This is a genomic window from Ruegeria sp. HKCCD7251 (assembly GCF_013031165.1).
Classification (GTDB): domain Bacteria; phylum Pseudomonadota; class Alphaproteobacteria; order Rhodobacterales; family Rhodobacteraceae; genus Ruegeria.
Map to the genome: position 1 here is coordinate 150414 of NZ_WPZC01000005.1, position 16031 is coordinate 166444.

General features: G+C 57.8%; 13 protein-coding genes. 11 read left to right on the plus strand and 2 right to left on the minus strand.

Annotation, left to right across the window (positions count from 1 at the left end):
- Positions 1-20: 20 nt before the first annotated feature.
- Both GOX75_RS14235 and secA read right to left on the minus strand, forming a co-directional pair.
- Positions 21-938, minus strand: a complete 918-nt coding sequence (locus tag GOX75_RS14235; RefSeq protein WP_171124163.1) for a hypothetical protein — start codon at positions 936-938, stop codon at positions 21-23.
- 100 nt (positions 939-1038) lie between these two features.
- Positions 1039-3756 carry a preprotein translocase subunit SecA gene (gene secA / locus GOX75_RS14240; protein ID WP_171124165.1) on the minus strand — a complete coding sequence of 906 codons (2718 nt, stop codon included), beginning with the start codon at positions 3754-3756 and terminating at the stop codon, positions 1039-1041.
- A 176-nt stretch (positions 3757-3932) separates the two neighbouring features.
- Here secA and GOX75_RS14245 point away from each other — a divergent pair, with 176 nt between their 5' ends.
- The 11 genes from GOX75_RS14245 to GOX75_RS14295 all read left to right on the plus strand — a co-directional run bounded on the left by GOX75_RS14245 (position 3933) and on the right by GOX75_RS14295 (position 15982).
- On the plus strand, positions 3933-4781 hold the full coding sequence (locus GOX75_RS14245) for a peptidylprolyl isomerase (RefSeq protein ID WP_171124167.1): 849 nt from the start codon (positions 3933-3935) through the stop codon (positions 4779-4781).
- A gap of 6 nt (positions 4782-4787) precedes the next feature.
- Complete coding sequence (gene argJ, locus GOX75_RS14250) at positions 4788-6014, plus strand: bifunctional glutamate N-acetyltransferase/amino-acid acetyltransferase ArgJ (RefSeq protein ID WP_171124169.1); 1227 nt, start codon at positions 4788-4790, stop codon at positions 6012-6014.
- Entirely contained in the window at positions 6011-6409 is a 399-nt protein-coding gene (locus tag GOX75_RS14255) for a (deoxy)nucleoside triphosphate pyrophosphohydrolase (protein ID WP_171124171.1), read from the plus strand. The genes argJ and GOX75_RS14255 overlap by 4 nt, the downstream gene beginning before the upstream one ends.
- A gap of 879 nt (positions 6410-7288) precedes the next feature.
- Positions 7289-9232, plus strand: coding sequence for an AMP-binding protein (locus GOX75_RS14260; RefSeq protein WP_171124286.1), 1944 nt, complete (start codon positions 7289-7291; stop codon positions 9230-9232).
- 78 nt (positions 9233-9310) lie between these two features.
- The gene (locus tag GOX75_RS14265; RefSeq protein ID WP_171123892.1) at positions 9311-10129 is read left to right on the plus strand and encodes an ABC transporter ATP-binding protein; all 819 of its coding nucleotides are present in this window, start codon (positions 9311-9313) and stop codon (positions 10127-10129) included.
- 29 nt (positions 10130-10158) lie between these two features.
- Entirely contained in the window at positions 10159-11145 is a 987-nt protein-coding gene (locus GOX75_RS14270; protein ID WP_171124173.1) for a branched-chain amino acid ABC transporter permease, read from the plus strand.
- A 2-nt stretch (positions 11146-11147) separates the two neighbouring features.
- A complete protein-coding gene (locus GOX75_RS14275) occupies positions 11148-11405 on the plus strand; it encodes a hypothetical protein (RefSeq protein WP_171123896.1) in 258 nt (85 codons plus the stop codon).
- A 3-nt stretch (positions 11406-11408) separates the two neighbouring features.
- On the plus strand, positions 11409-12485 hold the full coding sequence (locus GOX75_RS14280) for a branched-chain amino acid ABC transporter permease (RefSeq protein WP_171124175.1): 1077 nt from the start codon (positions 11409-11411) through the stop codon (positions 12483-12485).
- Between the two features lie 72 nt (positions 12486-12557).
- Positions 12558-13838, plus strand: coding sequence for an ABC transporter substrate-binding protein (locus tag GOX75_RS14285; RefSeq protein WP_171123900.1), 1281 nt, complete (start codon positions 12558-12560; stop codon positions 13836-13838).
- A gap of 73 nt (positions 13839-13911) precedes the next feature.
- Positions 13912-14745 carry an ABC transporter ATP-binding protein gene (locus GOX75_RS14290; protein WP_171123903.1) on the plus strand — a complete coding sequence of 278 codons (834 nt, stop codon included), beginning with the start codon at positions 13912-13914 and terminating at the stop codon, positions 14743-14745.
- A gap of 19 nt (positions 14746-14764) precedes the next feature.
- Positions 14765-15982, plus strand: coding sequence for a phenylacetate--CoA ligase family protein (locus GOX75_RS14295; RefSeq protein WP_171124176.1), 1218 nt, complete (start codon positions 14765-14767; stop codon positions 15980-15982).
- Positions 15983-16031: the final 49 nt, after the last annotated feature.

Sequence of the window (16031 nt, forward strand, 5' to 3'; positions counted from 1 at the left end):
AAGATCGAGCCTGCCTGCGTTTAATTTGCGGCGATTGTCAGGTCTTCGATCAGATTATTCAACACAAGAAACTCACCCGTTTGTGTACAATTCGGCAGGTTGAGCGTCATCTCGCGCGATGTCAGCCGGCGATCCGAGCGCAATTCAAAGGACTGAACGCTCAGATCGCGGTCGCAGTTGGCGTCTGTCACTTCGGCTTCGACCGTCAGGGCAATTGACCCTGACTGGCTGATCTGAGCGGCTGGAAAGGAATACACTTCGACATTGCGCGCGCTTTCCAGACCGGAATGGCCAAGAGTAACGACATTGCCCGCGCCCTGCGCATTCGGATCAGAGGAAACATGACCCGCGCCGCCATAGCTTGCCCCAAATTCAAGGGCATGGATTTGCAGATCGGTCTCGCCCGTCCACTGAAGGGCAATCCGGTTGTATTGGTTCAGGTCCGGGACATGCGTGGTTGCGACCGTACCATTCTGATCGTCGACCGAGATCAGAAAGATTGCATATTCGGACAACGCCGGAAGCGTCAGCTCCATCCGCCCGTTTTCGTCGGTCATCTGCGTCACGGTCAGGCCACTGTGCAGCACGTCAACCCGATGATTGGCGTGACAGGGCGCCCTGACAGTCAGCGCGGCGGCTGCACCCGGAACGGCATGCGCCCGCGCGCTTAGATTGCAATCCATCGGTTCTGAGGGGGCCGAACGGTTGGGTTGCAGGGATTTTCTGGATTGGGTCGCGTCCGTGGCTGGAGACGAGGAGGTCAGAACAATATCCTCCAGCCCGGCGATGATCGAAGCCTGGTCTGTCATTGCGGTCGCATTGACAACGGTCTGCGTACCGTTCGGCTGCGCAGGTGATCCATTCTGCATCAGGTAACCGATCGCAAGGGCGCAGGCGACCGTGCCCCCGGTGGTCACGTAGTTCTTAATTACAAACAAGACACCCTCCCCAGTTGAAGGAGCGAGTCGCATACTGGAGATGAATCACGGCCAATATGTGGCCGTGAAACGGACTCATTGTGTCTGAATTACGTCGGCGTCAGGTCAGACGACCGTGGCAATGCTTGAACTTTTTCCCTGATCCGCAGGGGCATCTGTCGTTGCGCGACGGGTTGCCCCATGTGCTAGGGTCATCTTCGACAAAGCCGGGGCGCGCATCACCCGAGGCTTCTGCCTCGGCCTCTGCTTCGGCCTGATCCACCGCCTGATCGACGGCTTGTTGCGCCTGTGCCTGCTGCGCCTGCATTTGCGCCAACATCTCGCGCTGTTCTTCGTCGGTAAGCGGTCGGACGCGCGACAATTGCTGGGTTACAGTTTCCCGCAGACTGTCCAACATGCCTTCGAACAACTGGAAGCTTTCGTTCTTGTATTCGTTCAGCGGGTCGCGCTGGGCGTAACCGCGGAATCCCACGACCGAGCGCAGATGCTCCAGCGTCAGAAGATGCTCGCGCCACTTGCTGTCGATCGTGTTCAGCAACACCTGCTTTTCGATGTTGCGCATGTTCTCGGGGCCAAAGGCTGCGGCCTTCTGCGCCATCATCTCGTCCGAGGCATTAATCAGGCGTTCGCGCACCTGTTCGTCATCTACGCCTTCTTCGGCTGCCCAGTCCTGCACGGGGGCGTCGATGGTCAGCTTGTCTTTGACCGCCTCATGAAGACCCTCGGTGTCCCACTGATCGGCGTAGGATTTTGGTGGCATGTATTCATCGATCAGGTCGTCAATCACCTGTTCCCGCATATCCGACACGATTTCGGACAGGTCATCCGACGACATGATCTCGCGCCGCTGGCTAAAGACCACCTTACGCTGGTCGTTCATGACGTCGTCGAATTTCAGGACGTTCTTGCGCATGTCGAAGTTGCGCCCTTCGACCTTGGACTGCGCGCGTTCCAGCGATTTGTTCACCCAAGGGTGAATGATTGCCTCGCCTTCCTTCATGCCCAGCGTGTGCAGGACCTTATCCAGACGTTCCGACCCGAAGATGCGCATCAGGTCATCCTCAAGGCTCAGGTAGAACACGGTGCGGCCCGGATCACCCTGTCGGCCGGAACGGCCGCGCAACTGGTTGTCGATGCGGCGGCTTTCGTGGCGTTCGGACGCCATGACATAAAGACCACCTGCAGCCAGAACCTTATCTTTCTCTTCTGCGTGGCGGGATTCCTCGGCAGAGCGAAGCTCGGCAGGGTCGGCCTCGGGATTTTCAGCCAACGCCTGCAGGACCTTCATCTCGACATTGCCGCCAAGCTGAATGTCGGTGCCGCGGCCCGCCATGTTGGTGGCGATGGTGACGGCACCGAACCGGCCTGCATCGGCGACGATCTGCGCCTCTTGCTCGTGCTGGCGCGCGTTCAGGACGTTGTGCTCGACACCTTCCTTCGTCAGCATCTGGCTCAGAAGCTCAGACTTTTCGATCGAGGTGGTGCCCAGAAGGACGGGCTGCCCGCGTTCCTGCGCTTCCTTTGTTTCCTGGATCATCGCGCCGTATTTTTCACCAGCGGTGCGATAAACCTGGTCGTCTTCATCCACGCGGGCAATCGGCTTGTTGGTCGGAACTTCGACCACGCCCAGACCGTAAATTTCCTGAAATTCTTCGACCTCTGTCAGCGCGGTGCCGGTCATACCGCCCAGCTTGTCATACAGACGGAAATAGTTCTGGAAGGTCACGCTGGCCAGCGTCACGTTTTCCGGCTGAATAGGCACACCTTCCTTGGCTTCGATGGCCTGATGCAGACCTTCCGATAGACGGCGGCCCGGCATCATACGGCCGGTGAATTCGTCGATCAGAACTACGTTGCCATCACGCACGATGTAATCCTTGTCGCGCGTGAACAGCTTGTGCGCGCGCAGGCCCTGATTCACATGGTGAACAACCGTGGTGCTTTCAGGATCATACAGCGAATGGCCTTCGGGGATCAGTCCGCCGGCGATCAGTTGCTGCTCGAGGAACTCGTTGCCCTCATCCGTAAAGGTCACGCTGCGGGATTTTTCGTCCAACGAGAAATGGTCGTCCTGCAAGGACGGGATCAGCGCATCAATCGTGGTATAAAGCTCGGACCGATCCTGTGACGGGCCCGAGATGATCAGCGGCGTCCGAGCCTCGTCAATCAGGATCGAGTCAACCTCGTCCACGATCGCAAAATTGTGGTGGACTTGATAAATCTCGGCCAGATCGGCCTTCATGTTGTCGCGCAGATAGTCAAAGCCCAGTTCGTTGTTGGTGGCGTAGGTCACGTCACAGGCATAGGCGGCTTTTTTCTCGGCATCGGGCTGGCCCGACCAGATAACACCAGTGGTCATGCCGACAGCGCCGAACACCTTTCCCATCCATTCCGAGTCGCGCTTGGCCAGGTATTCGTTCACCGTAACAACATGAACGCCCTTGCCGGTCAGTGCGTTCAGATAAGCGGGGAAAGTGGCGACCAGCGTCTTGCCCTCACCCGTTTTCATTTCCGAGATGTTGCCCTGATGCAGGAAGGCCCCGCCCATCAACTGCACGTCAAAGGCGCGCAGACCCAAGGCGCGCTTGGCCCCTTCGCGGACATTGGCAAAGGCTTCGGGTAGAAGGGCATCCAGGCTCTCGCCGTCCAGCGCGCGTTTGCGCAGCTCGGCAGTCTTTTCGATCAGACCCTCATCGGACAATTTCTCGAACTCGGGCTCCAGCGCATTGATCTGTTCGATCAGCGGGCGGGTCGCCTTGATCTTGCGGTCGTTCGGTGTTCCGAACACCTTTTTGGCGAGCGTTCCGAGTCCCAGCATGTTCACTCCAGCGAATCTGTTCTTGTCTTGGTTGCGACAGGCTTGCCCACCTTGCGCGCAACCCATAGATACGGGGGGTGAAAGGCGGCCCTGTCCAAGGCTTCAAAGCGATGTAAGCGGCAGGTTCCTGAGTGTCAACGCTGCGCCCCGTCGTGGCAAAGAAATAGGATGATTCAATGCCCAAAGGCTTCACTTTTCTGCCATCTCTGGCCCTGACTGCCATGATGGCCCTGCCGCTGGCCGCCGAAACACAGCCTGATGCCAGTACGGTTGTTGCCCGCGTGAACGGGGACGAGATCACTTTGGGCCATGTCATCGCCACTGTTGCGACCCTGCCGCCCAACTATCAGCAGATTGAAGACGATATTCTGTACGACTTCATCATCGAGCAACTGGTTCAGCAGCAATTGCTGGGACAGCAGCAGGAAGCGCTGACGAAATTGAACGCCCTTGCGCTGGCGAATGAGACCCGGTCGTTGCTGGCAGTTCAGACCGTGAATGCGTTGGTCGAGGATGCGGTTACCGAGGAAGCCATCCAATCTGCCTACGACGCGCAGTATGCGCAGTTTGAGGGCGAGGATGAATTCAACGCCAGCCACATCCTTGTGGCGACGGAAGACGAGGCAAAGGAAATCAAGACACAGCTTGATGACGGCGCGGATTTTGCTGAACTGGCCAAAGAGAAATCGACAGGCCCGTCGGGACCCAATGGCGGTTCACTGGGATGGTTCGGCAAAGGCCAGATGGTGCCCGAGTTTGAGGCCGCTGTTCTGGAACTGGAGCGAGGTCAGGTTTCCGACCCGGTGCAAACCCAGTTCGGCTGGCATGTCGTGACATTGAATGACAGACGCAAATCCGAAGCCCCGGAGCTGGATGCCATCCGCGATGAACTGACACAGACGGTTCAAAACGAAGCGATTCAGGCTCGTATCGAAGAATTGACTGAGGCAGCACAGATCGAGCGGCCCGAACTGGAAGGGGTAAGCCCCGACGTCGTTCGTCAGATTGAGTTGATTCAGGAGTAAGCGACCGTGGCGACGATCACCAAAGTTTCGCCGCTGGCTCCGGCGGCGTTTCCTGAATTGCCCGCGATTGACGGGGTGCGCTTTGCCACGGTTGAAGCGGGCGTGCGCTATCAGGGCCGGACCGATGTGATGCTGGCGGTGCTGGATCCCGGTACCTCGGTGGCGGGGGTGTTCACGCGCTCGGCCACCCGCGCGGCACCCGTATTGGATTGTCAGGACAAAATCGGCGGGGCCAGCGATGGCCCGGCGGCGATCCTTGTGAATTCAGGCAATGCCAATGCGTTCACCGGGCATCACGGCCAGACATCGGTGACCGAGCTGACGCAAGCCGTGTCCAAAGCCACTGGTGTTGCGGTGGAACGGGTATTCACCTCGTCAACTGGCGTGATCGGTGAGCCGCTGCCCCATGACAAGATCACCGCCCAGCTTGAAGCGTTGAAATCGGGCCTCAGCCGCCACGCGATCGAGGATGCTGCGCGGGCGATCATGACCACCGACACCTTCCCCAAGGGGGCCTCGGCGCAGGTTGAGATTGATGGAAAAACAGTCTCTATTGCGGGGATCGCCAAGGGTTCTGGTATGATCGCGCCGGATATGGCGACGATGTTGGTTTACATCTTCACCGACGCCTTGGTCGAGCAATCGGCGCTGCAGTCGATGCTGGGCACGCAAACGGATCGTACCTTCAACTGTATCACCGTGGACAGCGATACCTCGACCTCGGATACCCTATTGTTATGTGCAACCGGGGCCTCGGGTGTGGATGCCACTGGCAACGCGAGTTTTGCGCAGGCGCTTGAGGCTGTGATGCTGGACCTTGCACAGCAGGTGGTGCGCGACGGCGAAGGGGCCACGAAATTCGTGGAAATCCGTGTGACTGGCGCGGTCTCGGACGCGGATGCCAAGGTGCATGGGCTGGCGATTGCCAACTCACCGCTGGTGAAAACGGCGATTGCGGGCGAAGACCCCAACTGGGGCCGCGTGGTCATGGCCATCGGGAAATCCGGTGCCGCCGCCGACCGCGACCTGCTGAGCATTTCTTTCGGCGATATTCTGGTGGCCGAGAAAGGCTGGGTTAGCCCTGACTACCGCGAGGAAGACGCGGCCGCTTATATGAAAGGCCAAGACTTGGTGGTCGCGGTCGATCTGGGTTTGGGCGAGGGCGCATCCACCGTTTGGACCTGCGATCTGACCCACGGCTATATCGAGATCAACGCGGATTATCGTTCATGAAGACCGTTTTGGTGTCGGCTGTCGCCCTGATCGACGTCGAAGGCCGGGTGCTGCTAGCGCAGCGCCCGGAGGGCAAGTCCATGGCTGGTTTGTGGGAGTTCCCCGGCGGAAAGATCGAACCCGGCGAAATCCCCGAGGCCGCCCTGATCCGCGAGCTGGAGGAAGAACTGGGGATCAACACCTGGGCCTCGTGCCTTGCGCCACTGACTTTTGCCAGCCACAGCTATGACGATTTTCATTTGCTCATGCCGCTTTTTGCCTGCCGCAAGTGGGAGGGGATACCGCAGTCGAAAGAAGGGCAGGCGTTGAAATGGGTGCGTGCGAATGAGTTGCGGAATTACCCAATGCCAGCTGCGGATGTGCCGCTGATCCCAATTTTGCGGGATTGGTTGTAGATTCCCAACACAGTATCACGGGCCAACTAATTTAGCGGGCCCGCAAGGATAGACGACCTGCATACAGCGGTACGGGTTCTTAACTACGTGATTTTAGTAGCGGCAGTTTGTGTAAAAGCCGTCCGAAACACTGATACAAGAAATAGTATTGCTACCGGGCATGCTGATTGGCGCCACTACCGGAGCAGGCATTGGCGTATACTGCGGCGTTGATAACTGAATGGAATTCGAGGCGTGTTGCATCTGCTGCATGAGAGCGGCCTGTTCCGCAGCGGCCTGAGCGCGTCTCTGCTGTGCCATTAATTGATTGTGCCTATACATCTGTAACTGCTGGTCGGTCATCGCATCCCGGTATCCGGTATTTTACCAGCCTTGTTTGTGCACATGACCCTTCCTTTAGCGACTTGTGTCACCCTTGCACAGGCATTGTCTCCGGCCATGTAGTAATTCCCGTTGTAATGAAATGGAGCAGCCATTTGAACGGGTTCAGGAGCGCAGCCCGCAGCAGCAGTTAACAAGATACTCGAAAGAACAATGCGTTTCATAAAGTGTCCTCATAATTTCCCAATGACCTAATTTATTCAGTTGGTTAAGTGGGAATTGGCTCGGAAATTCGACATAATCTTGAAATTCCTGACACATTCTTCAGCCTTGCGGCGACAAGGGTAGAGATATGTCTGAGCGCTGTACCGCACCCCCCTGTTACAATTCGTAAGAATTGAGAAAACATCAGGCAAAACTTGCCGCTGATCGTCCTCGTGTCCCGTCATAGGGGCAGTGGTGTCCGGGTCTGAACCGGACCCGCCATTTCCGACCCAAGGGAGGGGTTGGATAGGGAGGAGAAAGAGATTGGCTCAGACGCAGTCGGGCGCTGAAGGGATGACCTCTCTTCCGGCGCTGTTACACCGCAATGCGACGCAGTTCGGGGATTCCCCGGCCTACCGGGAAAAGGAATTCGGGATCTGGCAATGCTGGTCCTGGGCCGAGGCCGCCGCTGAAATCCGTAAACTGGCGCTGGGATTTCTGGAAATCGGCGTGGAAAAGGGTGACCATATCGCCGTGATCGGGCGAAACCGCCCGGCGCATTATTGGTCAATGGTAGCCGCTCAGATGGTGGGTGCTGTACCGGTGCCTCTGTATCAGGACTCGGTCGCCGAAGAGATGGCCTATGTGCTGGAACATTGCGGCGCGAAATACGTCGTTTGCGGTGATCAGGAGCAGGTCGACAAGGTCATCGAGATTCAGGAAAACCTGCATCAGGTCAAACACATCCTTTATACCGACAAGCGCGGGATGCGGAAATACGACCATTCCCAGATGAACGCGCTGGACGACATTATGGCCGAAGGCGGCGCGGGACACGCACGGTTCGACACCGAGCTGGATAAGCGGATCGCCGCGATCACCTATGACGACACCTGCGTGATGCTTTATACCTCGGGTACGACCGGAAAGCCCAAGGGCGTGGTGCTGTCGAACCGTAACGTGATCGAAAGCGCAAAGAATTCCTCTGAGTTCGACCACCTGACACGGAATGAGGATATTCTTTCTTATCTGCCCATGGCCTGGGTGGGTGATTTCATCTTTTCCATCGGTCAGGCCTATTGGTGCGGCTTCTGCGTGAACTGCCCTGAAAGTGCCGACACAATGATGACCGACCTGCGCGAAATCGGGCCGACCTATTTCTTCGCCCCACCGCGCGTTTTCGAAACCCAGCTAACCAATGTGATGATCCGCATGGAGGACGCGGGCAGCCTGAAGCGGAAGATGTTCCATAATTTCATGGCCCACGCCAAAAAAGTCGGTGGCCTGTTGTTGGATGGCAAGCCGGTCAGTTTTGGCGACAAGATGAAATACGCGCTGGGCAATATGCTGGTTTACGGCCCGCTCAAGGATACGCTGGGCTATGGGCGGTTCCGGGTGGGCTATACGGCGGGTGAGGCGATCGGGCCCGAGATTTTCGACTTTTACCGCTCGTTGGGGATCAATCTCAAACAGCTTTATGGCCAGACCGAGGCCACGGTGTTCATCACCCAGCAGCCCGATGGCGAAGTGCGCGCCGATACGGTTGGTGTGCCCTCACCCGCGGTCGAGCTGAAGGTCGATGACAGTGGCGAGATTCACTACCGCTCGCCGGGCGTGTTTGTGGAGTATTACAACAACCCGGATTCGACCGCCTCCACCAAGGATGCCGAGGGCTGGGTCGCGACCGGGGACGCCGGGTTCATCGAGGAAAGCAGCGGCCATCTGCGGATTATCGACCGCGCCAAGGATGTGGGCAAAATGGCCGACGGATCGATGTTTGCGCCTAAATATGTCGAGAACAAGTTGAAATTCTATCCTGATATTCTTGAGGTTGTGCTGTTCGGAAACGGCAAGGATCGTTGCGTGGCCTTCATCAATATTGACCTGATGGCGGTAGGCAACTGGGCAGAACGCAACAACGTTGCCTATGCGTCGTATCAGGAACTGACCAGCCATCCCCGTGTGTTAGAGACCATCAAGGCCCATGTGGAAGAGGTGAACAAGTCGGTTGCGGCCGATGAGATGCTGTCGGGCTGTCAGGTGCATCGCTTTGTGGTTCTGCACAAGGAACTGGACGCCGATGATGGTGAGATGACCCGGACCCGCAAAGTGCGGCGCAGGTTCGTCGAGGAGAAGTTCCACGACATTATTGCCGCCCTCTATGATGGCTCGCCCAATGTCTCGACGACGACCGAAGTGACCTATGAGGACGGGCGCAAAGGGTCGATCAGCGCTACGCTGCAAATCATCGACGCAGCGGTTGTACCGGCGGCACAGCACAAGGTGGCGGCGGAATGAGGGCCGTTCGAGCGCCGCTCGACCTGCGGTCGTCGCCCCGCCCTCCGTCCCGTTTTTGCGCAAGTCAGGGAGTGACTGATGCTGGATAGTTCCGAAGGATATGTCACCGAGGATGGCCGCAAGATCGGCGGCGTGGTGATGGAGATGAAGAATATCACCCTGCGTTTCGGTGGTGTGGTCGCGATCAAGGATATCTCGTTCGACATCCGCGAAGGTGAGATCCGCGCCATTATCGGCCCGAACGGCGCGGGGAAGTCCTCGATGCTGAACGTGATATCGGGGTTCTATGTCCCGCAAGAGGGTGAGGTCTGGTTTCACGGGGCGAAGCGCCCTCCGATGCGGCCTTTTGAGGTGGCACAACAGGGGATTGCGCGAACCTTCCAGAACATTGCCCTGTTCGAAGGCATGAGCGTTCTGGATAACGTCATGACAGGGCGGCTGGGTTACATGAAGACCAACATTTTCCAGCAGGCGCTGTGGAAAGGGAAAGCCGAGGCGGAAGAAACCGAAAACCGCGAGGCGGTCGAGAAGATCATCGACTTTCTTGAAATCCAACACATCCGGAAAACTCCGGTGTCGCGCCTGCCTTACGGATTGAAAAAACGCGTAGAGCTGGCCCGTGCGTTGGCGGCCGAACCCAAGCTGTTGCTGTTGGACGAACCGATGGCAGGCATGAACGTCGAGGAAAAAGAGGACATGAGCCGCTTTATCCTGGATGTGAATGACGAGTTCGGCACCACCATCGCCCTGATCGAACACGACATGGGCGTGGTGATGGATCTGAGCGACCGGGTTGTCGTGATGGATTACGGAAAGAAGATCGGGGACGGCACACCGGACGAGGTGCGCAACAACCAGGAAGTCATCGACGCCTATTTGGGGGTGAGCCATGACTGACCAACTGACAGACATGAGAGGGGGCGAACATGCCTGATCAGCTGATTTTCGCGATGGAGGTCATCCTGAATGGCCTGATGGCCGGGGTTCTGTATGCGCTGGTCGCACTGGGCTTTGTGCTTATTTACAAGGCTTCGGGGATTTTCAATTATGCTCAGGGTGTTATGGCCCTGTTCGCGGCCATGACCCTTGTCGGGATCATGAATGGGCAAGTGCCGTTCGCGCATCTGATCAACGCGATCTTCGGGACGCATATCCACTATTTCGGGTGGAATGTCCCGGCGTTGCTGGCGATCCTGCTGACCATGGCCGTGATGGTGTTCCTTGCCTGGGCGGTGCAACGGTTCGTCATGCGCCATCTGGTTGGTCAGGAACCGATCATTCTGTTCATGGCGACCATCGGTCTGGCCTATTTGCTTGAAGGCGTGGCCGACCTGATGTGGGGATCCGAGATCAAGACCCTGGACGTTGGCCTGCCACAAGGCATCAACCTGTGGATCGACGAGACCACGTTCAACATCTTTGGCTATGGCTTCTTCATCGACAACCTGGACATCGTGGCGACCTTGATTGCGGCGCTGCTGGTGGCCGCGCTGGTGGTGTTCAGCCAATACACCAAGCAGGGTCGGGCGATGCGAGCGGTGGCGGATGATCATCAGGCCGCGCTGTCGGTGGGAATCTCGCTTAACTTCATCTGGATCATGGTCTGGTCGGTTGCTGGGTTTGTCGCTCTGGTCGCCGGGATCATGTGGGGCACCAAGTCGGGCGTTCAGTTCTCGCTGTCGCTGATCGCGCTTAAGGCGTTGCCGGTGCTGATGCTGGGCGGCTTTACCTCGATCCCCGGTGCGATTGTGGGCGGGCTGATCATCGGAGTGGGTGAAAAGCTGTTTGAATTCGCAATCGGCCCGATGGTCGGTGGCGCGACCGAGAACTGGTTCGCCTATGTTCTGGCGCTGATCTTCCTTGTATTCCGACCGCAGGGTCTGTTCGGTGAGAAGATCATCGAGAGGGTGTAGCGATGCAGAAAATGATTGCCATCATCAATGTGATCGCGTGGTCGGGGTTTTGGGCTTTTGGCTATATCGCCGTCACCTCGGACGATCTGACCGCAACCCAACTGGTTGTCGCTGCGATCCTTGCCTTTGCCGGGCTGGTCACGGGCATCATGGCCTACATGAAACTGGTGCGCGCGTCAGAGGCGAGCGGATACGCAAAAGGGTCCAATCAACTGGACGCCGCAGCCCGGAACCGGGCGCAGGAACAATGGGGAAAGTGACACATGTTCTATCGTGAAGCCGGAGACTTCAAAGTTTCCTATGTGGATGACAGCCAGACTTTCCCGATCAAGTTCGACCGGTATCGGTACTATGTGGTTCTGGCGGTCGCGTTCGGGATCATACCGTTCATCATCAACGATTACTGGGCTAACGCGCTTTTGCTGCCGTTCCTGATCTACGCGATCGCGGCGATCGGCCTGAATATTCTGGTTGGATATTGCGGGCAGGTCAGCCTTGGTACGGGCGGCTTCATGGCGGTGGGGGCTTATGCCTGCTACAAGCTGATGACGGCCTTTCCTGACGTCAGCATGTTTATCCATGTCATACTGGCAGGTGGTATCACGGCCATTGTCGGCGTTCTGTTCGGTCTTCCATCGTTGCGGATCAAGGGGTTCTATCTGGCGGTGGCGACGCTGGCCGCGCAGTTCTTTCTTGTGTGGCTGTTCAACCGGGTGCCGTGGTTCTACAACTACTCGGCGTCGGGTCAGATCAACGCACCGGAACGCGATGTGTTCGGGATCATCATCACTGGACCGAATGCTCCGGCATGGGCCACGTATCTGTTCTGCCTGATCTTTCTGACCGTCTGCGCCGTGATCGCACGCAACCTGACACGCGGCACTACCGGGCGTACGTGGATGGCGATCCGCGATATGGATATCGCGGCCGAGATCATCGGGGTGAACCCTCTAAAGGCGAAACTGACCGCCTTTGCTGTCAGCTCATTCTTTGTAGGCATCTCGGGCGCGTTGTTCTTTGCGGTCTACCTCGGCGCGGTTGAGGTTGGCGAGGTGTTCGGCATTACCAAATCGTTCCTGGTTCTGTTCATGATCATTATCGGGGGATTGGGCTCTATCTTCGGGTCCTTTGCGGGGGCGGCGTTCCTTGTGCTGTTGCCGGTGGTCCTGAAAGTGGTTGGCGCGGATATGCTGGGTTGGCCCACGGATATCGTGGCGCATTTGCAGCTGGTGATCGTCGGTGGGCTGATCATCATGTTCCTGATCCTGGAACCACATGGGCTGGCGCAGTTGTGGCGCGTCACCAAAGAGAAACTCAGACTCTGGCCATTCCCGCACTAGGGGCAGGCCCAATCAGATAACGGGTGCAAAGCCCGAACCCAACATCGGACCAACCAAGGGAGGAGAAACCCGATGAAATTGAAATTGGCAACCGTGGCGCTGGGCGCCGTAATGGCGGCAGGACCGGTTATGGCCGATCTCGTATTCCCGTCACTCAGCTACCGTACCGGACCTTACGCGGCGGGTGGTATTCCGTTTGCGGATGGGTATGCGGATTACTTTACCCTGCTGAACGAACGTGACGGCGGGATCGGTGGCGTTCCGGCGAAGGTGATTGAATGCGAGACAGGGTATAACACCGAAAAAGGTGTGGAATGCTATGAATCGACCAAGGGCGAAGGTGCGCTGGTCTATCAACCGCTGTCGACCGGTATCACGTATCAGCTGATCCCTAAGACCACGGCAGACGGCATCCCGATGCACACGATGGGCTATGGCCGTACGTCCGCCAAGAACGGCGATGTGTTCAGCCACACGTTCAACTATCCTGCAAACTATTGGGATGGTGCCTCGGGCGCGGTGAACTACCTGCTGGAAGAGAATGGCGGGGACCTGAGCGGCAAGAAAATTGCTCTGGTCTACCACAACTCGGCCTATGGCAAGGAACCGATCCGCACGTTGGAAGAGCTTTCGGCCAAGCATGGCTTTGAGCTTGTCGCCCTGCCGGTTGACCATCCGGGCCAGGAACAGAAATCGCAGTGGCTGCAAATCCGCCGTGATCGCCCCGATTATGTTCTGATGTGGGGCTGGGGTGTCATGAACCAGGTGGCCGTTCAGGAAGCTGCCAACATCCGTTACCCGATGGAAAACTTCATCGGTATCTGGTGGTCCGGTTCTGAAAACGATGTGCTGCCAGCGGGCGAGGCCGCAAACGGCTATAAGGCGCTGACCTTCCACAACGTGGGCACGGATTTCCCGGTCTTTGACGATCTGAAGACGCATGTCGTCGATGCGGGTAAAGCTGCCGGTGCTGGCGATCAGGTCGGTACGGTTCTGTACAACCGTGGTCTTTATGCCGCGATGCTTGCGGCCGAAGCTGCCAAGAAAGCGCAGGAAATCCACGGTACTGCCGACATCACCCCTGCGATGATGCGCGACGGTATGGAGGCGCTGGAAATCAACGAAGCCAAGATGACCGAACTGGGTCTGCCTGGTTTTGGTCCGGCATTCTCGGTCTCGTGTGAGAACCACGGCGGGGACGCTCTGGTTGGTGTGACCCAATGGGATGCGGCCAACAAAACCTGGAGCCTGATTTCCGAGTTCAAGGCAACCGATGGCGACGTGATCGGTCCGCTGATCGACGAAGACTCGAGCGCTTATGCGTCGGAAAACAACATCGGATCGCGCTGCTGATCCGACGTACTGAAATCCGGGGCGGCGGCAGACCGCCGTCCCGACCCCAACACTCGCACGAGGACACGCGCTGATGCTGGATGCGGCTCAAACCACTGACGTGCAGGCGGAAACCCTGCTTGAAGTCAACAATATCGAGGTGATCTACAACCATGTGATCCTCGTCCTTAAGGGTGTCAGCCTGACCGTTCCCAAAGGCGGTATTACTGCTCTGCTCGGTGGTAATGGCGCGGGCAAGACGACGACGCTCAAGGCGGTGTCGAACCTGCTGCATTCGGAACGGGGCGAAGTCACCAAAGGGTCGATCAAGTATCGCGGCGCAAGCGTGCATGAAAGCGATCCGGCGGATCTGGTTGAAAAAGGCGTGATTCAGGTGATGGAGGGCCGTCACTGTTTCGAACACCTCACGGTCGAGGAAAATCTTCTGACCGGAGCTTATACCCGCAAGGACGGCAAGGCTGCGGTCCAGAAAGACCTTGATCTGGTTTACACCTACTTCCCGCGTCTGGCTGAACGGCGCCGGTCGCAGGCGGGTTATACCTCGGGCGGTGAGCAGCAGATGGTTGCCATGGGCCGGGCGTTGATGTCGCGGCCGGAAACGATCCTGCTGGACGAGCCTTCAATGGGGCTGGCCCCGCAATTGGTCGAAGAGATTTTTGGCATCGTGAAGGATCTCAATGAAAAAGAGGGCGTGTCCTTCCTGCTGGCCGAACAGAATACAAACGTTGCTCTGCGGTTCGCCCATTACGGGTACATTCTGGAATCGGGCCGTGTCGTTATGGACGGTCCTGCCGATGAGTTGCGTGAAAACCCGGACGTGAAAGAGTTCTATCTGGGCATGTCCGATGAAGGCCGAAAAAGTTTCCGAGATGTACGCTCATACCGCCGCCGCAAGAGGTGGTTGTGAGCGGGTGGAGGATCTGGCGATGACTTACTACGACGCACTCGAAACCCGATCAGCCGATCAGCGCGCAGCCGATCAGGCGCAAGGGTTGCGAGTTCAGCTGGAACGCGCCCAATCCGCGCCGGGGTTTCAGGCTCATCTGGCCGGGGTGGATACCGATGCGGTGAAAACCATCGAAGATCTGGTCAAACTGCCGGTTCTACGCAAATCTGAACTGGCGCAGGCACAGGCTCAGCGACCTCCGTTCGGCGGGTTCACGGTCACTCCGGCGCGGCATTTCCATCATGTGTTTCAGTCTCCGGGTCCGATCTACGAACCGGGCAACACCGATCCCGATTGGTGGCGCATGGGCCGGTTCCTGCACGCGGCAGGCGTGGGGCCGGGCGATATCGTGCAGAACTGTTTCGGCTATCACCTGACGCCTGCCGGCATGATATTTGAAAGCGGCGCGCGGGCCGTGGGCGCCGCCGTGTTGCCCGCAGGCACCGGCCAGACCGAGCTGCAAGTGACCGCCGCGCGTGATGTGGGTTGCACCGCATATGCCGGAACGCCCGACTATCTGAAGATCATACTGGATAAAGCGGATGAGATGGGTGTGGACCTGCAATTCGCTACGGCTGTTGTGGGAGGCGGCGCGCTGTTCCCATCCTTGCGTCAGGAATATGCGGATCGCGGGATTTCGTGCCTGCAATGCTATGCCACCGCTGATCTGGGCAATATCGCTTACGAAAGCCCTGCGATGGAGGGGATGATTCTGGACGAACACATCATCGTCGAGATCGTGACCCCCGGCACCGGCATCCCTGTGGCCGAGGGTGAAGTGGGTGAGGTGATCGTAACCTCGCTCAACCCCGATTATCCGTTGATCCGGTTCGCGACCGGTGATCTGTCGGCGATCCTGCCCGGCCAGTCGCCCTGCGGTCGTACAAATGCGCGGATCAAAGGCTGGATGGGTCGTGCCGACCAGACGACCAAGATCAAGGGCATGTTCGTGCGTCCTGAACAGGTGGCCGCGCTGGTCGACAAACACGCCGAGATCGTAAAGGCGCGTGTCATCGCAGCCCGTCAGGGCGAGATGGATACAATGACCGTTCAGATTGAAAGCCCCAGCGGAGATGACATGACCTATGCCAAATCCGTGATCGAAGTGCTGAAGCTAAAAGGCGCGATCGAGGTTGTTGAACCCGGTTCGCTGCCCAAGGATGGTTTGGTGATCGAGGATCAGCGGGTCTATGAATAAAGTCTGCGGCAGTTTGTGCCGCAGATTTGTTCCCCTGTAGACTGGTGTT